Origin of the sequence: Brevibacillus porteri (assembly GCF_003013475.1) — a bacterium.
Taxonomy (GTDB): domain Bacteria; phylum Bacillota; class Bacilli; order Brevibacillales; family Brevibacillaceae; genus Brevibacillus; species Brevibacillus porteri.
Genome location: NZ_PXZO01000074.1, coordinates 1 through 18,401, shown reverse-complemented (window position 1 = coordinate 18,401; position 18,401 = coordinate 1). Strand labels below are relative to the sequence as shown.

Here is an 18,401-nt window from a genome sequence, read left to right as displayed (position 1 = left end):
ACAAAACTTTTGACAGACCCACGAGAAAGTCCCCTTGGATAAAAAAAGGGGACTTCTCCTATGATTTAGGTAGGACAAATATGTATCCCCACCATCGAATATGTCATAGGAGGCATTCTAGAAGGTCATTTTTTTTAATTGATTTTCAAAATAGTTAAGTCTAGGGTATTATACAGTCTGATAAAGGCGGCATCCCTCCTCTTCGGCATACAAGCACCATTTTTCTATACTAAGGCAATCAATCCAGCCCTTGTTGGTGACGAACGGCACTATCGTGGGCTTTATCTGTATGTATGAATATCTTCATATAACACTTGCATCTGCAGTATCAGTCGATACAATCGCATACGTTCTTATTGAAAAATAAGCCAGATAATCTGACTTATTTAATCCGAAGGGTAATATATTTAACTTGATTCTCTATTGTATCAAAATTCACCCATAACAGAAGATTATCCACTGAATATTCCAATATAAAATTATTATCGCTTATATCATCCGTAAACTCTCTAGAAGGTTCTCCTAAGAGTTTCTTTACTTCCTGAGGGTTTCCAGTTAGACCGACAGTTGTTGGATCTGCATTGATAATGACAACTTTACTACTATCGCTAACTGCATCAAAAGAATCAGCGTAGTCTTCAAATTGAAAATTAAAACCATCATAATATGCACTAAATCCATACTCCGAATTTCTACCTTCAATTGGCTTTCCCAGTTTATCTATTACCTCTTTTTTTGTTGCTCCTATACCAATTGATACACCTTCTAATTGCCCATTTTTTACTTTCTCCAAAGTGTTAGATTGAGCAGCATTTATCGTTTTATCTTCAGATGTTTCAGAAATCTTGGAGCAACCAAATAACGCCATTGAACAAATAATTCCTACAAGAAAAACATTACGACATGTTTTAATCAAATCAACCACACTCCTTATAGAAGTATTTTACCATATATTGTAAACGATTCAACATTATAACTCGATAAACCTGCATCCTAATACCATTTTTTCCTATAAAAAAATCCCTCCCTTTAGATGAGGGAAAGTTCTCGTCAAACCCGTTCTCTTAAAATAAGGACGAGTTAGCTATTTCTTGAATGCATTCTGGCATGTCGTTTTTTGGGCTTCCTCCTCACTAAGCTTTTACAGCCGTTATGTGATCCATCGATATCCATTGGCTATCTTCATCAGTCACAAGCTTAATTTTCCTGCCGTTCTGATCGATCCACTTAACAACACCCCACATCGTGCATGTGGTTCCCAGGTTGCCTTTCACTTGCTTCCACCATGTTACATCCGCACGCGCTGAATCACAAATAACGTAGTTCAAGGATTCCAATTCGTCTTGCTCAACAATAGGCATGGCTACAAGCTTGTCATCTTCCTTCATCTGTAGGTACATCGCTCGTTGCTCTGGCGGCACAAAACGTATTGAAAAAGGATTTTCTATCTTAGAGGCCATTTCAACGCACCGTTCCTTTCCCAAGTTTCGAAAACGTCCATCTTATCCGGTTCCGTCCGCCGCCACTCGATGTACTCTTCGCGCGCCAACGTTTCAAGCACTGTCATTACACCTTCGCGATCACGCCCGGTTTTTACTCATATTACATCAATGCTCGGAGGCTTCGGTTTCATCGCATAGTAATTTCCTATAATCCGTAATACCTTGCGCTCAATATCCGTGAGCAAGCGCCACCCCTCCAAATAAGAACGTTCGTTTGTGTTATATGCGAACATGAGGGAATGGGAAATAAAATTCGGTTCCAAATAACACTTTCAAAGGCTTTAATTGTTTTTGCCAACAACAAATCAATAAATCCAAAAACCAAACGACAAATTTCGTCAATATAATTAGAACTTTAGTTGTATAATTACTTCGCCTAAAGTTTTCCAATATAACATTTGTAACAAAATAAAATAGATAACTGCATTCATTAATCAAATTCAAGATTGGAGGAATGTACATGATAAGGTATTTCCTTGTTTTTCTGCTCACTTGCGTCGTCTTCATCTCAGGATGTACACAAGAAAGACAAACTGCACCGAATCAGGCTATCCCTGAAGGATTTGAGGCATTGACATTAACAGATCAGCAGAAAAACGAGATTTTTGAATCTGCGGAAAAAGTAGGGGTGGATAAAGTCTATGTACCCTCGTTTGTGAGTAAAGGACAGAAGCTAGTGAAGATTGAAACAAGTACGGAGCAGGTAAAATTTTTCGAATTAATTTTTGCTGACGAGAATGAGAGTACTTACCTGGAAATTTTAGAGGCATCTGAGGAGGTCTTACTGGGTGGGGTTGTCATCGAAGAGAAGGAGACTACAATAAACAACGATATTCCAGCCAAATGGATATCTTTTTCAAATCATAAAGACAATATCGAAGCAGCCTCGGCTGGATTATACTTTAAAAAGGATACGTCATTTATTCGAGTTAGAGAACAAAAAGACAATCAAACCTTTAGAGTTTCAAAATCCGTTGAAGAAATAGCTTCATCTTTACAACCTCTTACTAGATAAAAGAGAACCCAACGGGTTCGAGAATTCTATCCGTTGGGTCCTCCTTTATTAGACTTGGAATCCACCCGCGCTTCCATTTGATTCGCAGAAATCCACGATGATGGTGTTTCCGTTATTTAACTTCAGTGATTTATCAATACTGTATTGATACAAGTCACGTGTTTTGAAATCCTTCTTGTCACTCCATGCTTTGCACTGCCAAAAATAGGTGACATCATCGACAGTATTATCAATATGTTCTAAAACGTAGTAACTTCCATATACACCAATTAAATATGTGTCTCCATTATCACGGTTGTAATTGCTCATTTCTTTTGCGATACCACTGAAGTAATCCTCAATCGCATCAAAATGAGCTCTTTTTATGATTTCCATGTCTACTGCAAAATAGATAGGCGTATCATATGGCTGACCAACTTCCTCTGCTTGTCGAATAGCACTCCTGCAAGCCTGCTTTCCGTTACTATACGTGAACTCATCAATATCACGTCCACCATTCTGATAAACAGCAACGATTTTCAATCCAGCATCAGAAATGAGCCTTGCCTCTTCTCTGGTCAGACGCTTCCAATCCGACTCACCATAATAACGTCCGATAAATTTGTACCCCTCATCCTTAATAGCTCTCAAATTACTTTTCGTTGAGTTATTCTTACCTGCGTAATCAATGCCTTTCGCCATTTTTTATTTCTCCTTTTTAATGTGATAAGCAACAGTTTTTGACCAGTCATCGTCGCTTTCACCTATCTAGGTAAAAAACAGGGACAAAACGGAACAGCTTTTCTAAAAAATTTTAAAAAAGATTTTCAACCCCTGATTTTCTCAATAAACTGCGTCGTAATTTCTTGAATTCCCTCTTCTTTCGGTAGCTTGAGAAAACCAGCTAGGGAGTCAATTTCAGGTTGCATTTCCTCCAAGACTTTGAGTAACGCCTCGTTATCACCATTTTTTGCTTGCTCAGCTATTAGACTGAATGCGTGGTTAGATAATTGTGCAGTTTCTTCAGGCTCCGATTTTTGCATTGATTCACTCCTCTTTCTCCCATGTGTAGGTCTTCTCCGACTTCTCTTGCTGTGAAGCCTTCCAATACGATCTTGCGAATGACGTGCCTTTCCTTTTCATTAGGGAGTTGCTGTAATAGCTCTTCAACAAAAAGGTTATTGTCGCTTCCGATCGTACTCTGCTGCCTTCCAAAGTCGTCCAGGATCGGGCATTCATTACGCAGCCTCTTTCTCTCTCGATTGTTCAGGTTCCAAGCTATACGCCGCAGTATTTGTCTACACTCCTCTTTCGTCAATCACTCACCTGCTTTCCACTTAATTAATGTCAAACAAGAACGTACGTTCGTTTTTCAATCAAAAAAATAGACGTACCAGATTCACACTGGCACGCCTCAACTCCCAATTGCTTATATCTATTTTACCAAATATTACAATTTGATTACTGAAAACGCCCGTTGTGTAAACTTTTGTAAATAAATGTATTTGCCCTATTGAGACAAACCTACGCTCTATGGAAGTACCTATTCAATCGCTTTTAGAATCTGCGTTTGTGCTTCCTCATCAATACCGATATAAGCGCCCGCGATAGCCAGCGCGCCCGTGACGATGAGCAACACTGATTTCTTGTGCTTTTTCAAAAAGTCTTTCATGAATTAACACTCCCTTTCAGCTTTACAATTTTATTTGATCCGTCCCATTCCACTTGTAAGCCGAGTACCGCAGCCAACTCCCGAGCAGGAGCATAAGCCGATCCATCAATCACCTTTTCATTCAGATCCTTCCCGTTCACGCGAACATCCTTCGTCTGTTCGATCCACTCCACTTTTCCACCAGCAGCATTGGCTACCGCACGGACTGGCAGCATAGAAATGCCTTCCTGCAAAAAGCCAGTTGACGCGAGTAAAGTACCATTCAGACTGATAGCAACCGGAATCTGCTTGGGCTTATCCACTTTACCCACAGCTCTTTGCAAGAATTGTGAGTAATTTGTGCGGAATGTGCCCATCGGGAATGCAGGGCAGTTTTTCCACGCGTAGCCGGGGTACTCCTGGTGACCAAGCACCTGCTTCATGGAGTGAAGGCTCCCGTATTGCGCATCCGATGCTTTTGTGGATACATTCACAATTTGTTCATCCGACTCATGCAAACAAATACAAGTCAACCGGACGATTTCTCGCCCGGTTGCTTCCATGGATTACCTCACAGCTTCCTTCTTGCCAAAGAAAGTACGCAACGCCTTGTATACCTCGCCCTTTTCCCGAATGACACAATGCATGAATTTCGGCTCTTTGATGTGGCGATACGCTGACATGAGGGTTGAATGACGATTATACTGATTCACTTCGCCATAGCCGAACATGTTGCATCTCTCCATGAGCTCTTTCACCAGCTTTACGCAGCGCTCATTGTCAGACGTGAGGTTGTCGCCATCGGAAAAATGGAACGGGTAAATGTTGTACTGCGATGTTGGGTAGCGGCTATCGATGATCTCCAACGCCTTTTTGTAGGCAGAGGAGCAGATCGTCCCCCCGCTTTCCCCTTTCGAGAAAAAAGTGTCCTCCGTTACTTCCTTCGCATCCGTATGATGGGCAATGAAGACGATCTCGACTTTTTCGTACTTGGTGCGCAGAAAACGTACCATCCAGAAGAAAAAGCTGCGAGCAATATACTTTTCAAACACGCCCATACTTCCCGACGTATCCATCATCGCAATAATGACAGCATTGGAATGAGGCTTGATGATCTCTTCCCACGTCTTGAAGCGCAGGTCATCTTCGGTAATCCCCAGCTCCATATCACTGTAGCCTGCCAGCGCATTTCGGCGGATGGCCGCAATCAGCGTACGTTTTTTATCAATGTTGCCCATCAAGCCTTTTTTCCGGACATCATTGAACCGAGTCTCTTCCACGACGATTTGTTCCTCGTCTTTTTGTTGAAGGTTCGGCAGCTCCAGCTCGGCGAAAAGCATCTCCTGCAATTCTTCTACGCTGATTTCAGCCTCGTAGTAGTCTACACCTGGCTGATCACCCGCTCCCTGACCCTTTCCTGGCCCTTGCGCCGGATCGCCGTCACGGGCGACGACATCGCCTACTTTACTGTTTCCTTTACCTTGACCGCCATGTTTTCCCTTTTGGAAGTTAAAACGCAATCGGTATTCATCCAGGGAGCGAATAGGGATCTTAATAACTTCCCGACCATTCGACATGATGATGTTTTCTTCGCTAACGAGATCGGGGAGATTTTTTTTGATCGCTTCTTTCACTTTTTCCTGGTGTCGATTTTGGTCCTGGTACCCTTTGCGGTGCAGCGACCAGTCTTCCCGGGAGACAATGAACGATGATTCATCTTTCATGCCGTCTCCTCCTAGCAACTGGCGCAATCTGCGCCGAATATGACGTGCTCCTCATGTCGCCAACGTTCTGTCATCTGTTCAACAGGCTACCCACATAGCGCAGCAGTTCATTTGCGCAAACGGGGCAATATTGATGCTCTTCGATAAGACGCTTGGTGACCTCATTAATCTTCTTGAGCTGATGCTCATCCGGCGTTTTGTTCGAGGTCGTAATTTTGACGACATCCTTTAGATCGGCAAACAGCTTCTTCTCGATAGCTTCCCGCAGGCGATCATGCGTGCTGTAGTCAAAACGCTTCCCTTTACGCGCATAGGCCGAGATACGGATGAGAATTTCTTCGCGGAAGGCCCGCTTGGCATTTTCCGATATGCCGATTTGCTCCTCGATGGAACGCATCAGGCGCTCATCTGGATCCATCTCCTCACCTGTAACGGGGTCACGGATTTTGTTCATGTTGCAATAAGCTTCCACATTGTCCAAATAGTTATCCATGAGCGTTTTTGCCGACTCTTCGTAGCTGTAGACAAACGCCTTCTGCACTTCTTTTTTCGCCAGCTCGTCGTATTCCTTGCGCGCGATAGAGATGAAGTTCATATACCTCTCCCGCTGCTCCTTGGTGATAGATGGATGCTGGTCAAAGCCTTCTTTAAGCGCCCGAAGAATATCAAGCGCATTGATGCACTCGGTGTCGCGGCGGATCAGTGCACTGGAGATACGGTTGATGACATAACGCGGATCAATACCGGACATTCCTTCATCGGCATGCTCGTTACGCAGTTCTTCCAGATCGGCTCCCTTGAAGCCTTCCACTGATTCACCGTCATACAGCCGCATCTTTTTCAGCAGATCGGCCCCTTGTTTTTTCGATTCTTTCAGGCGGGTCATAATGGAAAAGACTGCTGCTGACCGGAGCGCATGCGGTGCAATATGCACATGCCCCAAGTCGGATTGCTTGATTAATTTCGCGTATATTTTTTCTTCGTCACTGACACGCAGATTATACGGCATTGGCATGACGATAATCCGAGATTGCAGTGCCTCATTTTTCTTATTCGCAATAAAAGCCTTGTACTCCGATTCATTTGTATGCGCAACAATCAGTTCATCTGCAGAAATGAGGGCAAAACGACCTGCCTTGAAGTTTCCTTCCTGTGTCAGCGACAGGAGATGCCACAAAAATTTCTCGTCGCATTTCAGCATTTCCTGAAACTCCATCAATCCGCGATTGGCTTTGTTCAACTCCCCATCAAAACGATACGCACGCGGGTCGGACTCAGAGCCGTACTTCGTAATCGTCGAAAAGTCGATGCTCCCCGTCAAATCGGCAATATCCTGAGACTTCGGATCAGAAGGGCTAAATGTACCGATACCGACACGATTGGCTTCGGAAAACAAAATCCGGTGAACAGGGAAATCCTCAATGCACCCTCCATATTCGGTTTCCAACCTCATCCGGTTATAGGGTGTCAATTCTCCTTCAATCTTGATTCCCAGCTCTTCTTCCACCTCTGGACGCAGCTCGTGCGGGATAAGATGAAGTGGTTCTTCGTGCATGGGGCAGCCATCAAGTGCATAGATCGCTCCGTCTTCCGTCCGTGAATACTCTTCCAGTCCTCGTTTGAGCATCGTCACGAGCGTAGACTTACCGCCACTGACAGGCCCCATCAAGAGCAAGATGCGTTTGCGGACATCCAGACGACGCGCAGCCGAGTGGAAATATTCCTCCACTAGGCGCTCAACAGAACGATCCAGTCCGAAGATTTCCCGACTAAAAAATTGATACGAACGTGAGCCGTCCTCGTTCTCTTCAACCCCCGCACTTTTAATCATGTTGTAGACGCGTGAATGCGCCGTCTGGGCAATTTGCGGATTTTTACGTACCAGTTGCAAATATTCGGCGAATGTTCCTCTCCACATCAGGTTTTCTTCGCGGGCCCGGTGCTCAGCGATCCGTTTTAAAATGTCCATGTTCGACACTCCTCCCTCTTAAGCCCCTCTCTCTTCCCAACGACAATGTACTCTCATGTATATGTCCGCCTGCGGTCACGCATTCACGTGCAAGCCGTTTTCTCCGGTTGCCAACAGGCTCTTACAGCCTTTACATATGTGTATGCGAGACATCAGCACAAGTTTCAGCAATCTTCCCATAAAAATCCGTCACCTTGCTTTTTTACAGCTTGGGAGATTACGGAATTGTAAGGTTTAGCGAACGTAGCTGTAAGCTGATTCGATGGTTTGTAATCCCTTCTCCCCTGTAAAATACAATCATAAGCAACATACACGGAAGCCAATACGGATTGGCTTAAAATAACAGGAGGAACGATCATGGATATTCAAGCAGAACGCATTCAAGTGAAAAAAGGACTATATTTGACTGGCATCGCGAGCTTGGTGATTCTTGCGATATTCATTTACCAAGCAGTGACAGGGATGGAACTCGATACTGGTGAGAAACTGAGTGTATATATTGCGCTAAGTGCTTTTTTGAAGCTTGTGTATGACTATCGAAAATTGTCACTCACAAGGGCGCAACAGCTTTAATTCGTTTGCAAAGTGGGCAGGCTACGCTATAATGGGAGTAGTTTGTTTACGAAAGGAGCTGTCAAACGTGGGTACATTTATCGTAGCATTGGTTCTCGGAGCTTTTCTGTTTTTCATGCTGACAGCGGGCTACAACGAAGACAAAACCTGGAACATGTAAGAAGCATCCAGGGGAAAAAAGCAGGCTGCCTACTGTGGCAACCTGCTTTTTTTGTTTTCTTGTTATTTCTTATTCTCTTTCTTTTCTGCTTTCTTCGCTTCGATTTCAGCCTTGATTTCTTTTGCGCTCTTACCTGCTGTGTCAACGCCCCACTTGGCCGCCTTTTCTTTTAGGTTCTCGAGCTGTTCTTGCTTCTTCGCTTCTTTGGCTGCCTTTTTCTCAGCGTTTTCTGCTTTTTTTGCTACTTTTGCTTCTTTAATAGCCGCTTTTACTTCCTTCGCCGTTTTACCTGCCGTATCAACGCCCAGCTTCACAGCTTTATCATTTAGCTTGGCGAGTTGTTCTTGCTTCTTCGCTTCTTTTGCCGCTTTTTTCTCAGCGTTTTCTGCTTTCTTTGCTGCTTTTGCTTCTTGAATGGCTGCTTTTACTTCCTTATTTGTTTTATCCGTGGTTTCTATGCCCCACTTGGCAGCCTTCGCGTTCAGTTTTGCTTTGTTTTCTTCCTTTTTCTCCGCTTTGGAGTGCTTAACCGTAGCATCCGCTGCTGTATCCGCCGCAGTCACTCCAGAGATACCGCTAAACAACAAGGTAGCCATCACCAGAGACGAAACAAGTTTTTTCATGCAGATTTCCTCCTTTATTATGTAAAACGTGATCGTACACCCCTAGCCTACCTGATGATTTTGGGAAAAGTATGTGAAAAAGCAGGCTTGACCATTTTTTCAAACGGACAGCCTGCTTCTCGCCTATTCTTTCATGGCCATTTCTTAACGCGCAAACACACCGCTTTTCTCAGAAATCGCCGTAAACAGCTCTTCTAATGATCCCCGCTGATCTACCGGATACTGAGGCTCCCCACGGTCTTCCATCCAATTGGTTACCAAAAACGTTTTCATCCCCAGCTTGGATGCGACCATGTCCTCCTGCATGTGATTCCCGACCATGACACAGTCTGTCGGTTCAACCCCGAGCTTTTGGCAAATCTCATTGTAATAACCAGGATTCGGCTTCGTGAAATGCGACTCCTCGTAGACGGTGACCAGCTCGAATTCATCCGGGGACATCCCGATCCAAGCAAGGCGATGGTGAATCGCATCACGCGGGAAAACAGGATTCGTCGCTACTGCAACCCGAAATCCTTGCTCTTTGGCGGCAGTAATAATCTGCTTTGCCCATGGCGAAGGATACGTCAGGTGAGAAAGTGTCGGAAACACATCGCGATAAAACGAATCGAACAGAGGCCATATTTCCTCCCGATCCCACTCACTGTGTTCCATAAAATGTTCGATAAAAACTTGTTCGTTCGTCTTATCCGGCTCTTGGTTCATGATCATTGCCTTGGTCGCATCCCAAATCAGCGCCAACAGCTTTTCGGTATCATACTTATCTCCGACATGACGACCTACTTCAACCAAGTAACTTTTGACAAAGGGTTCTGTCTGCATCTCTAATAACGTACCGTCCAAATCAAACAGGATGGTGTTCACAGTCAAAATGAATCTCTCCCTCCCAAATGCCTTACGATAGCGATGGAAAACCTAACTGACGAAGTCCCTCAAACAAGACAATAGCTGCACAATTGGACAGGTTCACAGATCGGGTCGCACCGCTCATCGGGATACGAATAGTCTGTTCCCGATATTTTTCTGTCAGCTCTTCCGGCAGGCCCGTCGTCTCCTTGCCCAAGATAATGTAGTCGCCATCTCGGAAAGAAACGTCCGAATACAACTTTTCCCCCCAGGTCTCCACAAAGTAAAAGGTGCCCGCACCTTTTACTTGTGCCGCAGCAAAGTGCTCAAAGCTCTCATGATGGTGAACATTTACTGCATGCCAATAATCGAGACCAGCCCGCTTCAGGTAACGATCGTCCGTTGAAAATCCGAGCGGATGAATCAAATGCAGATGCGCTCCTGTCGCTGCACATGAACGGGCGATGTTTCCCGTATTGGCCGGAATGAGCGGCTCATGCAAAACAATATGTAACGGCATATCTGAAAATCTCCTTGTAAATTTCGAACTTGATACCTGTACACGTCCTATTATACCACCGTGCCCAGCTTCTGTAACAAATGGAGTGCCTGCTGCATCTAATCAGAAACTTTTGGCTATCGAAGGAGTGACGATTAGATGGGGACACCCCTATCATTTGTGCGAAGACTTGTCGCACATGTGAGCATCCTGAGTTTGATCCTATTAGGCGCCAGTTGGAAGTGGACTGATTTTTCTTCGTTCCTTGCTCTGGAAACATGGAGTATGATTCTCGGCTATCTCTCATTTATTTTGATTGGCTGCACCTTACTGATTGGTCCACTCCAGTCCTGGCTCCCTGCTGGCTGGATGGCTGTCAGCTTGTCCATCCGCCGAGATATCGGCATATGGGCGGGGCTAACTGGACTGCTGCACGTCATTCTTGTGCTCGTCCTTTTTGAAAGTGAGCCTCGCCTGATGATCATAGATAACAACCGTTCTGAAAAGGCCGATGGATGGCTGGGTCTGTTCTTTTTCGCTTCCTCGGATCCAACCATGTGGCCATCTCCCAACTGGACCCTCACAGGCGTTGCAAACTATCTTGGGCTGCTTGCTTTTTTCATACTACTGGCCCTGTGGCTGACGTCTTCTGCACGGGCAGAAAAATGGCTGGGTGGCTCCAGTTGGAAAAGGCTTCATCTCGCCAATCCATGGCTGTTTGTCATCGTCTTGTTCCATGGCTTGATTTACATCCAATCCATTAAAGGAGAACCGCATACCTTTTCAGACATGCTCATTTTCGCGGCAATGATTTGGATGATTCGCGGCATCTCTTTTATACGAAGAGCTTTTTTTCGCAAGCGATAATTATACCCCTCTTATATGAAAGAAGGCATAGCGCATTTTGGGCGTATAGGCTGTGGAATCCTCATATGCCCAATAACGCATGCTGCTATCTGTCGTATGGGCATTCACTAACGGCATCTGATTCGCGTCTTTTGCGACCACGATCGTATTGTGCTGAAAACGCCCATCCCCGTTAAAATCATAACAAATGATATCACCTGGGACCAATTCGGCCGCAGAGCTTTTCGTAACCGCCCGCATAGGTGGTCCACCTGATTTCAAAAGCAAATACAAGCTATGCGCTACCGTCCAGCTATAGCTCCAAGAGGTGCCTTTTCCCGTGCGAATCCACCAACCCTTGCCCATCTCTTTCGACATCAGCATAGGAATTCCACCAGCGTGTAAACATTGCGAAATAAAATTCGTACAGTCATCCGGAAACCGAGGATATACGGGATTGGTCGTGTTCCAGTAGCGTTCCGCATACGCGACTGCATTTGCAGCGTTGTATCCTCCCGCTCCATGAACAATTAGCGTAGGTTGGTCAATGGCATCCTCGACGCCTGACACAACGATGACAGGCTCCTCCTCTTCCTCGACCACCAATTTTTGATCACCATTCGACTCCCTTGCCCCGATAATGGACCACTTTTCATTCGTTTTGAGCAACTGGAGCTGGAACAATCTTTTGTTTGCCTCTTTATACTTGGTATGCTTGATCCCCAAGGTTTTATTTTCTTGCCATTGAACCGTTATTTCCATGGTGGCATCGGTATCTACCCAGCACATGGGCGTTACTTGTCCCTGGACAGCCAACAATTTGACTCCCCGCTCCTCGGTTTTCCGCTTCTCCCGGTTCAGTCGATCCCATTCTTCCTGTACGCCAGACTCTCCTGTGCAATAAAAAGGCAGCAGCCGCTCATATCTTCCGTCCATAGATGACTGGTGAACTGCTTGAAAGTATTGCTGAACAAATTCACGCCACTCCACTTTCCCCTCCTCCTTTCCCCCTCCAGACTGCGACATAGACCCATGAACCGTTCATCTCAATGAAGAATATGTCACTCGTGGAGCATTCAGAAGAAAAAGAAAAGCTGCCCGAGCAAGCAGACAGCTTATTTGGAAGAAGCGTGAGCAAAAAGTGGACCTTCTTCTAAGGACAGCAAATATTTTTTAATGGATAAGCCACCGCCGTACCCGACCAAGGCACCATTCGAGCCAACGACACGATGGCAAGGTATAATGACAGGAATCGGATTGCGATTGTTCGCACCGCCAATGGCCCGAACAGCTTTCGCTGCTCCAATAGCCAAGGCAATATCTTTGTAAGAACGAGTTTCTCCATAGGGGATGTTCGATAGCTCATTCCATACATCCTTTTGAAAGGGAGTTCCGTACAATACGGTTGGAACATCAAACGTCTTTCGCTTGCCTGCAAAATACTCTTCTAATTGTTTTTTTGCAGACTCATTGATCGTATCGTTGCGCGTTGGAGTAATTCCTAAGAACGTTTTTTTGCACCAGCGCACCAGAGGCGCTAATCCGTCTTGTTCATTGGCAAACTGAATGTAGCACAGCCCTTCTTCTGTAGAAGCCAAGAGCAACGGTCCAATCGGTGAATCCATCATGGTATAGCTTAATTCCTTTGCCATTTTACGTCCTCCCTCTCTCGTTCAAACTAAGCCTGTGCGCGAATCATGCTCATGCCTTTTTCTATCTCTTCCACCACTTCTGGTGACGCCTCTTTTGCTTTTGCGGAAATGAGCGCTTCTTGTGCCTGCTCTCCTCCGATTTTTCCAAGTGCCCATGCAGCAGTTCCACGAATGACTGGACGGGGGTCTTCGAACAAAAGACGCTCCAAATGAGGAACAGCCGTCCGATCTTTGAAATGTGCAAGTGCTAATATGGCATTGCGCTGAATGGGCTTTTTGCCCCGCCAAGATGAAGAGGATAGGCCGAACTTTTCCTTGAACTCCTTATTGCTCATCTGAAGCAGCGGAATCAATAAAGGCTTGGCAATCTCCGGATCAGGCTGAAATTCAGCATGATGGTCGTTGTCGATGCGACGATTCTTAGGACATACCGTCTGACAAGTGTCGCAACCATACAGCCGATTCCCGATTTTCCCGCGGAATTCATCGGGAATAAAATCTTTTACCTGAGTCAAATACGCAACACATCGCTGTGCATCAAGCTGTCCGCCCTGAATCAAGGCTCCGGTCGGACAAGCATCTACACATATATTACAGTCGCCACAGCCTTCTTCGATCGGTAGGTCGCTTGGCAACGGAAGATTCGTTACAAGCTCACCCAAGTACACCCATGATCCAAACTCCGGCGTTATGATGGCACAATTTTTTCCTACAAACCCAATCCCAGCCCGCTCGGCAACCGCCCGATCAGACAATGCTCCCGTGTCTACCATGGATTCGATCCGAGCTCCTGGCTCCAGCTCCATAATGAATCGAGTCAGCTTGTCCAGCTTGTCGCGCAGAACGTGATGGTAATCGGTTCCCCATGCTGCACGGCACAAGATTCCCCGATACGCACCAGGTTCTGATTTTGGTGGATTTTTTAGCTTGGATGGATAGGCAAGTGCGATAGAAATCAGCGAACGTGCCCCGTCCAGCAACAGTTCCGGATTCGTCCTCTTTTCTAAATCAGGCTCCTCAAATCCAGATTCATAACCCTTTTCCCGGTGTACAAGAAGCCGTTCTTTTAAGGTCGTGAATGGATCGGCACTGGCAAACCCGATCTTATCGATTCCGATTTCCTTGGCATAGTCAATGATGGACTGCTTTGTCTGCTCCCAGTACTGCAAGTCGTTCACAGCTGTTTAATCGCTCCTGTCGCCAATTCGTCGCACCGGTTGTTCCATTTGTTGTCGGCGTGTCCTTTGACTTTTACGTACTCTACCTTGTGGGTGTCCATCAATTGCAGCAGTTCTTTCCATAAGACCTGATTTTCCACCTGCTGGCCTTTGCTGTTTCTCCAGCCGTTTTTCAGCCAGCCTTTATACCAGCCTTGTTTGAAGCAGTTAACCAAGTATGCACTGTCGCTATATAGCGTCACCTTACAAGGCTCCTTCAATGTAGAGAGCGCCTTGATGGCTGCCAACAGCTCCATTCTGTTATTCGTTGTATGCGGTTCGGCTCCGGACATTTCCTTGATGTGTTGGCCGTACATCAGTACAGCTCCCCAACCACCTGGTCCTGGATTGCCGGAACAAGCTCCGTCTGTATAAATTTCAACCTCACGCATCGTCATCGTCAGGGGTTCCCTCCTCTGTTCTCTTCTATTGTATCGAAGCTTAGTCGCTTCCACAAAAATTTTTTGTTATACTACCAAAAATAGGTTTAGTAAGGAGTGTCTATAGATGAAAGTTCAGCTAGATTGTTCCGTGTCCGAGCGTCTGCCGCAATTTTCTCTCGGCATATTACAATACAACAATGCTACCGTCAGTGACTCCCCAAAAATGCTGCAGGGCCGCATTAATTATTATGTGGAGAGCTTGCGGCTTGCGCACGACACTGCAAACCTAACAGAAATCGAAGGCGTCCGCGAGTGGAGGGCCTGCTTTAAGCAAGTTGGCATTGATCCGTCCAGATACCGCCCCTCCTCCGAAGCATTACTGCGCCGACTGCTGCAGGGAAATCATTTTTTCTGGATCAACAGCGCTGTTGATGTTAATAATTTTTTCTCAGTTTTGCACGCGCTTCCTTTTGGGATTTATGACGTCAATCACTTAGCAGGTGATATCACTTGTCGTCTTGGCCACGCCGATGATGTCTATGAAGGATTAAACGGACGTGAAGTCAACATGGAAGGGAAACTGCTTCTCGCTGATGGTAACGGCGCATTTGGGAGTCCCATTGTCGATTCCAAGCGCTCATGCGTAACGGAACAAAGCCGCACACTGCTCCAAGTCATCTTTTTCCATGAAAAAATGGAACAATCTAATAAAGAAGAAATGGTAGGTTCAGTTGGCCGCATGTTTACGGAAATCAACGGTGGCGAGCTGACTCACTCCTCTATTGTTACCGCCTAAGAAAAAGACGGCCCGTCATGCAGCCTGGCCGTCTTTTTCTACGCTATCTTCCTTTTTTCTAAAAACAATATGTTCTAGGACCAGGCACACAATAACTCCGAGCAATAAGCCATTGCCGAACAAAAAGCTGACTAGTGCAGGAAGTTGCTTCCAAGCTACAGCAGGTACGAACATGACTCCGATCCCGACCAGAAGTGAGCTTCCCCCAACAATAATCGTACGTTCGTCCATCTTCAGATTCACATAATCCTTCAACCCGAAGCCAAGCAGTTGCGTATAGGAAATGAACATCGCCGCATATGCCACTGGAGTAGGCAAAGCCGCCAAAAAATGGGCAACAGTGGGAATCAGCCCAATCAGCATCATCCCCAGCATCGCTATTACAAATGGCAAGCGCGAAGCCATTTTCGTCGTTTGAATAACCGCTGCTGCCAAGGAAAGTGGAATCATACCAACCACACCGCTCAAGCCTGACAGGAAATGGGATACCCCTGTAAAAATACCACCGCGATTGTACTGCTTTTCAGTAGGCACAGTGTCTGTCGCTTTTCCCATGACTGACAAACTCGTCATGAGGTTTGTCAACAGAACGAATCCTGTCAGCATACTTGTTAATACAACGCCCCAATCCCAACGTGGGGGTCCCCAAAAGAAAATGGAAGGCCATGAAAATAATTGCTCAGTAGGTCGGACAGGTTCTGTCCATCCAAGAAGCGCGTACACGATCCAGCCCCCAACCATGCCAAACAAAACCGCAAAACTGGAGAATCGTTTCGTTCGCATAATGAACACAACAAGGGCTACGATCCCTATGGACACGATTGCTACACCCGGTTGTACCTCTTTTGAATGCTGAAAACCAATACCGAGCATGCCCGTGAGAATGTTGCTACACAAAGAAACAGCAAGCAAAATCATATACGTACCTGATACCAGTGGTGTAAACCACTTCTGTAATTTTCCAATCCAGCCTAATAAGCCAAAAATGAAAAAGAGTAGACCTGCTAATATCATCCCCACTTGAAAGGATTGACCAATTTCTTGTGGAGGAAGACCCATGCTCGTTCCGAGTTGAGCCAAAATGATAAAAATCCCCCACCATAATCCAGCCGGGCCTTCTATCATCGGATAGCGGTGTCCAATCCACACTTGCAGTAGCGACGCGAGTCCAATGTAAAACATGGTCTGCTGCATCAGCTTTCCAATTTCATCAGCCTGCAAGCCGTACATATCTCCAATCATTAGTGGTACCGCCACACTGCTGGAAACAGTTACGATCATCCATTGCAATACGGACAGCGTCGTGATCCCCATTGGCGGTTTGTCTTGCAGTTTGTAAAACACCTCAACCACCTCGTCCTGTTACTTACACAAGTTGTCTATTTCCCCTGTCTACACTATGCGCATATCAATGCAGAAAAAAACCCCAATCATCAAGATATCTTGACATTCAGGGTTAGCTTTTAAATGTATGGTGCCGGTGAAGGGACTTGAACCCCCACGGTTTCCCTCACGATTTTGAGTCGCGCGCGTCTGCCATTCCGCCACACCGGCAAATACTTTGGAGGAGGCACCCGGATTTGAACCGGGGGTGAGGGTTTTGCAGACCCGTGCCTTACCACTTGGCTATGCCTCCATGATATAAGGTGAAACAATTTGAGAAATGGAGCGGACGAAGGGTCTCGAACCCTCGACCTTCGCCTTGGCAAGGCGACGCTCTACCAATTGAGCTACGTCCGCATTTTAATGGCTGGGGTACTAGGATTTGAACCTAGGAATGACGGAGTCAAAGTCCGTTGCCTTACCGCTTGGCTATACCCCAATAAGTAATCCCCAACTATGAATTTATGGGGCGATCGATGGGACTTGAACCCACGAGTGCCGGAGCCACAATCCGGTGCGTTAACCCCTTCGCCACGACCGCCATGATTACTACTAATGTTTTGAAAAATGGCAGGGGCAGTAGGAATCGAACCCACACCAAAGGTTTTGGAGACCTTCGTTCTACCGTTAAACTATGCCCCTATAAAGGTGGCTCGGGACGGAATCGAACCGCCGACACGAGGATTTTCAGTCCTCTGCTCTACCGACTGAGCTACCGAGCCTTATATCTATGCTTTACGCGCCAATTTCATTTGAATAGAAATGGCGGAGCTGACGGGACTCGAACCCGCGACCTCCGGTGTGACAGACCGGCGTGAACTCCAACTTCACCACAGCTCCATATTTGGTTGCACCCACTGGGCACTCTGATCCTACTTGATCAAGAAGATTACTCGACGTAGAGCAAGTAGAAAATTTGGTTGCGGGAGCAGGATTTGAACCTGCGACCTTCGGGTTATGAGCCCGACGAGCTACCGAGCTGCTCCATCCCGCGATAGTCAGGACGACCGAGTGTCAGCGTTGCCACAAGACGTGACGCTTTCAACTGACCTTCCTTGTCCGTTAAATATAAGTGGTGGAGGCTGACGGGATCGAACCGCCGACCCTCTGCTTGTAAGGCAGATGCTCTCCCAGCTGAGCTAAGCCTCCAAATCACCTACAAATATGTAGGGATCTTTCTAGGTGACCCGTAGGGGATTCGAACCCCTGTATGACAGCGTGAAAGGCTGCTGTGTTAAACCGCTTCACCAACGGGCCAAGATGGCGGATGGAGTGGGATTTGAACCCACGAGACGGTTCGACACCGCCTACACGATTTCCAATCGTGCTCCTTCGGCCGCTCGGACATCCATCCATATGGCTCCTCGGGACGGACTCGAACCGCCGACCGATCGGTTAACAGCCGATTGCTCTACCAACTGAGCTACCGAGGAACGTTGAAGGTTTATTCCTTCAAAACTGAATACGCATGATTGCTAAGAATTTGTGGATAAGTCCTCGACCGATTAGTATTCGTCAGCTCCACGCGTTACCGCGCTTCCACACCGAACCTATCAACCTCATCGTCTATGAGGGGTCTTACC

General features: G+C 46.2%; 21 protein-coding genes, 13 tRNA genes and 1 rRNA gene. 4 read left to right on the top strand and 31 right to left on the bottom strand.

Going from position 1 to position 18,401, the window contains the following annotated elements; genetic code table 11:
• Positions 1-382: 382 nt before the first annotated feature.
• A complete protein-coding gene (locus C7R92_RS31305; RefSeq protein ID WP_106836829.1) occupies positions 383-925 on the bottom strand; it encodes a DUF4309 domain-containing protein in 543 nt (180 codons plus the stop codon).
• A gap of 208 nt (positions 926-1,133) precedes the next feature.
• Positions 1,134-1,460: a YolD-like family protein gene (locus C7R92_RS31300; RefSeq protein WP_106836828.1), complete on the bottom strand. Its 327-nt coding sequence runs from the start codon at positions 1,458-1,460 to the stop codon at positions 1,134-1,136.
• A 502-nt stretch (positions 1,461-1,962) separates the two neighbouring features.
• Between C7R92_RS31300 and C7R92_RS31290 the strand changes: the two genes are divergently transcribed.
• Positions 1,963-2,517, top strand: coding sequence for a hypothetical protein (locus tag C7R92_RS31290; protein WP_106836827.1), 555 nt, complete (start codon positions 1,963-1,965; stop codon positions 2,515-2,517).
• Between the two features lie 48 nt (positions 2,518-2,565).
• Here C7R92_RS31290 and C7R92_RS31285 read toward each other — a convergent pair whose 3' ends face one another.
• The 7 genes from C7R92_RS31285 to C7R92_RS31265 form a co-directional block, all read right to left on the bottom strand.
• Positions 2,566-3,198, bottom strand: coding sequence for a DUF1906 domain-containing protein (locus tag C7R92_RS31285; RefSeq protein WP_106836826.1), 633 nt, complete (start codon positions 3,196-3,198; stop codon positions 2,566-2,568).
• 125 nt (positions 3,199-3,323) lie between these two features.
• Positions 3,324-3,539 (bottom strand): hypothetical protein, encoded by a 216-nt coding sequence (locus C7R92_RS32530; RefSeq protein WP_137030555.1) that lies wholly within the window; start codon positions 3,537-3,539, stop codon positions 3,324-3,326.
• The gene (locus tag C7R92_RS33485) at positions 3,482-3,604 is read right to left on the bottom strand and encodes a hypothetical protein (protein WP_412679007.1); all 123 of its coding nucleotides are present in this window, start codon (positions 3,602-3,604) and stop codon (positions 3,482-3,484) included. The genes C7R92_RS32530 and C7R92_RS33485 overlap by 58 nt, the downstream gene beginning before the upstream one ends.
• 435 nt (positions 3,605-4,039) lie before the next feature.
• Positions 4,040-4,168, bottom strand: coding sequence for a hypothetical protein (locus tag C7R92_RS33230; RefSeq protein ID WP_279629825.1), 129 nt, complete (start codon positions 4,166-4,168; stop codon positions 4,040-4,042).
• Positions 4,165-4,710 carry a copper amine oxidase N-terminal domain-containing protein gene (locus C7R92_RS31275; protein ID WP_244195884.1) on the bottom strand — a complete coding sequence of 182 codons (546 nt, stop codon included), beginning with the start codon at positions 4,708-4,710 and terminating at the stop codon, positions 4,165-4,167. The genes C7R92_RS33230 and C7R92_RS31275 overlap by 4 nt, the downstream gene beginning before the upstream one ends.
• Positions 4,711-4,713: 3 nt before the next feature.
• Positions 4,714-5,871 carry a sporulation protein YhbH gene (gene yhbH, locus C7R92_RS31270; protein WP_106836824.1) on the bottom strand — a complete coding sequence of 386 codons (1,158 nt, stop codon included), beginning with the start codon at positions 5,869-5,871 and terminating at the stop codon, positions 4,714-4,716.
• Positions 5,872-5,941: 70 nt separating this feature from the next.
• On the bottom strand, positions 5,942-7,840 hold the full coding sequence (locus tag C7R92_RS31265; protein ID WP_069853081.1) for a PrkA family serine protein kinase: 1,899 nt from the start codon (positions 7,838-7,840) through the stop codon (positions 5,942-5,944).
• A 357-nt stretch (positions 7,841-8,197) separates the two neighbouring features.
• Here C7R92_RS31265 and C7R92_RS31260 point away from each other — a divergent pair, with 357 nt between their 5' ends.
• Positions 8,198-8,413, top strand: a complete 216-nt coding sequence (locus C7R92_RS31260; protein WP_007726812.1) for a hypothetical protein — start codon at positions 8,198-8,200, stop codon at positions 8,411-8,413.
• 222 nt (positions 8,414-8,635) lie between these two features.
• On the opposite strand, the gene C7R92_RS31255 is transcribed toward C7R92_RS31260, so the two are convergent.
• The 3 genes from C7R92_RS31255 to trmL all read right to left on the bottom strand — a co-directional run bounded on the left by C7R92_RS31255 (position 8,636) and on the right by trmL (position 10,562).
• Positions 8,636-9,196: a hypothetical protein gene (locus C7R92_RS31255; RefSeq protein ID WP_106836823.1), complete on the bottom strand. Its 561-nt coding sequence runs from the start codon at positions 9,194-9,196 to the stop codon at positions 8,636-8,638.
• A 144-nt stretch (positions 9,197-9,340) separates the two neighbouring features.
• On the bottom strand, positions 9,341-10,066 hold the full coding sequence (locus C7R92_RS31250; protein ID WP_069853086.1) for an HAD family hydrolase: 726 nt from the start codon (positions 10,064-10,066) through the stop codon (positions 9,341-9,343).
• Positions 10,067-10,091: 25 nt separating this feature from the next.
• Positions 10,092-10,562, bottom strand: a complete 471-nt coding sequence (gene trmL, locus C7R92_RS31245; protein WP_106836822.1) for a tRNA (uridine(34)/cytosine(34)/5-carboxymethylaminomethyluridine(34)-2'-O)-methyltransferase TrmL — start codon at positions 10,560-10,562, stop codon at positions 10,092-10,094.
• Positions 10,563-10,700: 138 nt separating this feature from the next.
• Between trmL and C7R92_RS31240 the strand changes: the two genes are divergently transcribed.
• A complete protein-coding gene (locus tag C7R92_RS31240; RefSeq protein ID WP_106836821.1) occupies positions 10,701-11,408 on the top strand; it encodes a ferric reductase-like transmembrane domain-containing protein in 708 nt (235 codons plus the stop codon).
• Here C7R92_RS31240 and C7R92_RS31235 read toward each other — a convergent pair whose 3' ends face one another.
• The 4 genes from C7R92_RS31235 to rnhA all read right to left on the bottom strand — a co-directional run bounded on the left by C7R92_RS31235 (position 11,409) and on the right by rnhA (position 14,648).
• Positions 11,409-12,377, bottom strand: a complete 969-nt coding sequence (locus C7R92_RS31235) for an amidase domain-containing protein (protein ID WP_106836820.1) — start codon at positions 12,375-12,377, stop codon at positions 11,409-11,411.
• 125 nt (positions 12,378-12,502) lie between these two features.
• Complete coding sequence (locus tag C7R92_RS31230; RefSeq protein WP_106836819.1) at positions 12,503-13,039, bottom strand: methylated-DNA--[protein]-cysteine S-methyltransferase; 537 nt, start codon at positions 13,037-13,039, stop codon at positions 12,503-12,505.
• A 26-nt stretch (positions 13,040-13,065) separates the two neighbouring features.
• Positions 13,066-14,217, bottom strand: a complete 1,152-nt coding sequence (gene queG, locus C7R92_RS31225) for a tRNA epoxyqueuosine(34) reductase QueG (RefSeq protein WP_017250184.1) — start codon at positions 14,215-14,217, stop codon at positions 13,066-13,068.
• Positions 14,214-14,648 carry a ribonuclease HI gene (gene rnhA, locus C7R92_RS31220; protein WP_170831644.1) on the bottom strand — a complete coding sequence of 145 codons (435 nt, stop codon included), beginning with the start codon at positions 14,646-14,648 and terminating at the stop codon, positions 14,214-14,216. The genes queG and rnhA overlap by 4 nt, the downstream gene beginning before the upstream one ends.
• A 115-nt stretch (positions 14,649-14,763) precedes the next feature.
• Between rnhA and C7R92_RS31215 the strand changes: the two genes are divergently transcribed.
• A complete protein-coding gene (locus tag C7R92_RS31215) occupies positions 14,764-15,435 on the top strand; it encodes a B3/B4 domain-containing protein (protein WP_106836818.1) in 672 nt (223 codons plus the stop codon).
• A gap of 15 nt (positions 15,436-15,450) precedes the next feature.
• Here C7R92_RS31215 and C7R92_RS31210 read toward each other — a convergent pair whose 3' ends face one another.
• From C7R92_RS31210 to C7R92_RS31140, 15 genes are all read right to left on the bottom strand, one after another.
• Positions 15,451-16,779: a purine/pyrimidine permease gene (locus C7R92_RS31210; RefSeq protein WP_106836817.1), complete on the bottom strand. Its 1,329-nt coding sequence runs from the start codon at positions 16,777-16,779 to the stop codon at positions 15,451-15,453.
• Between the two features lie 128 nt (positions 16,780-16,907).
• A tRNA-Leu gene (locus C7R92_RS31205) sits at positions 16,908-16,989 on the bottom strand.
• An 8-nt stretch (positions 16,990-16,997) separates the two neighbouring features.
• Positions 16,998-17,071: transfer RNA gene (locus tag C7R92_RS31200), tRNA-Cys, on the bottom strand.
• A gap of 28 nt (positions 17,072-17,099) precedes the next feature.
• Positions 17,100-17,175 (bottom strand) — tRNA-Gly (locus tag C7R92_RS31195).
• A gap of 7 nt (positions 17,176-17,182) precedes the next feature.
• Positions 17,183-17,257, bottom strand: a tRNA-Gln gene (locus C7R92_RS31190).
• 26 nt (positions 17,258-17,283) lie between these two features.
• Positions 17,284-17,359, bottom strand: a tRNA-His gene (locus C7R92_RS31185).
• 27 nt (positions 17,360-17,386) lie between these two features.
• Positions 17,387-17,460 (bottom strand) — tRNA-Trp (locus tag C7R92_RS31180).
• A gap of 7 nt (positions 17,461-17,467) precedes the next feature.
• Positions 17,468-17,540, bottom strand: a tRNA-Phe gene (locus tag C7R92_RS31175).
• 41 nt (positions 17,541-17,581) lie between these two features.
• Positions 17,582-17,658 (bottom strand) — tRNA-Asp (locus C7R92_RS31170).
• Positions 17,659-17,735: 77 nt separating this feature from the next.
• Positions 17,736-17,812 (bottom strand) — tRNA-Met (locus tag C7R92_RS31165).
• 79 nt (positions 17,813-17,891) lie between these two features.
• Positions 17,892-17,967 (bottom strand) — tRNA-Val (locus C7R92_RS31160).
• Between the two features lie 34 nt (positions 17,968-18,001).
• Positions 18,002-18,075, bottom strand: a tRNA-Glu gene (locus C7R92_RS31155).
• 4 nt (positions 18,076-18,079) lie between these two features.
• Positions 18,080-18,172 (bottom strand) — tRNA-Ser (locus tag C7R92_RS31150).
• A 3-nt stretch (positions 18,173-18,175) separates the two neighbouring features.
• Positions 18,176-18,251, bottom strand: a tRNA-Asn gene (locus tag C7R92_RS31145).
• Between the two features lie 52 nt (positions 18,252-18,303).
• Positions 18,304-18,401, bottom strand: a 23S ribosomal RNA gene (locus C7R92_RS31140); the annotation flags it as partial.

Excerpts from the sequence above, each read along its gene's own strand:
- C7R92_RS31300 (WP_106836828.1), bottom strand. The coding sequence starts at position 1,460 with ATGGCCTCTAAGATAGAAAATCCTTTTTCAATACGTTTTGTGCCGCCA.
- C7R92_RS31290 (WP_106836827.1), top strand. The coding sequence starts at position 1,963 with ATGATAAGGTATTTCCTTGTTTTTCTGCTCACTTGCGTCGTCTTCATC.
- C7R92_RS31285 (WP_106836826.1), bottom strand. The coding sequence starts at position 3,198 with ATGGCGAAAGGCATTGATTACGCAGGTAAGAATAACTCAACGAAAAGT.
- C7R92_RS32530 (WP_137030555.1), bottom strand. The coding sequence starts at position 3,539 with ATGCAAAAATCGGAGCCTGAAGAAACTGCACAATTATCTAACCACGCA.
- C7R92_RS33230 (WP_279629825.1), bottom strand. The coding sequence starts at position 4,168 with ATGAAAGACTTTTTGAAAAAGCACAAGAAATCAGTGTTGCTCATCGTC.
- C7R92_RS31275 (WP_244195884.1), bottom strand. The coding sequence starts at position 4,710 with ATGGAAGCAACCGGGCGAGAAATCGTCCGGTTGACTTGTATTTGTTTG.
- yhbH (WP_106836824.1), bottom strand. The coding sequence starts at position 5,871 with ATGAAAGATGAATCATCGTTCATTGTCTCCCGGGAAGACTGGTCGCTG.
- C7R92_RS31265 (WP_069853081.1), bottom strand. The coding sequence starts at position 7,840 with ATGGACATTTTAAAACGGATCGCTGAGCACCGGGCCCGCGAAGAAAAC.
- C7R92_RS31260 (WP_007726812.1), top strand. The coding sequence starts at position 8,198 with ATGGATATTCAAGCAGAACGCATTCAAGTGAAAAAAGGACTATATTTG.
- C7R92_RS31255 (WP_106836823.1), bottom strand. The coding sequence starts at position 9,196 with ATGAAAAAACTTGTTTCGTCTCTGGTGATGGCTACCTTGTTGTTTAGC.
- trmL (WP_106836822.1), bottom strand. The coding sequence starts at position 10,562 with ATGCCGTTACATATTGTTTTGCATGAGCCGCTCATTCCGGCCAATACG.
- C7R92_RS31240 (WP_106836821.1), top strand. The coding sequence starts at position 10,701 with ATGGGGACACCCCTATCATTTGTGCGAAGACTTGTCGCACATGTGAGC.
- C7R92_RS31230 (WP_106836819.1), bottom strand. The coding sequence starts at position 13,039 with ATGGCAAAGGAATTAAGCTATACCATGATGGATTCACCGATTGGACCG.
- rnhA (WP_170831644.1), bottom strand. The coding sequence starts at position 14,648 with ATGCGTGAGGTTGAAATTTATACAGACGGAGCTTGTTCCGGCAATCCA.
- C7R92_RS31215 (WP_106836818.1), top strand. The coding sequence starts at position 14,764 with ATGAAAGTTCAGCTAGATTGTTCCGTGTCCGAGCGTCTGCCGCAATTT.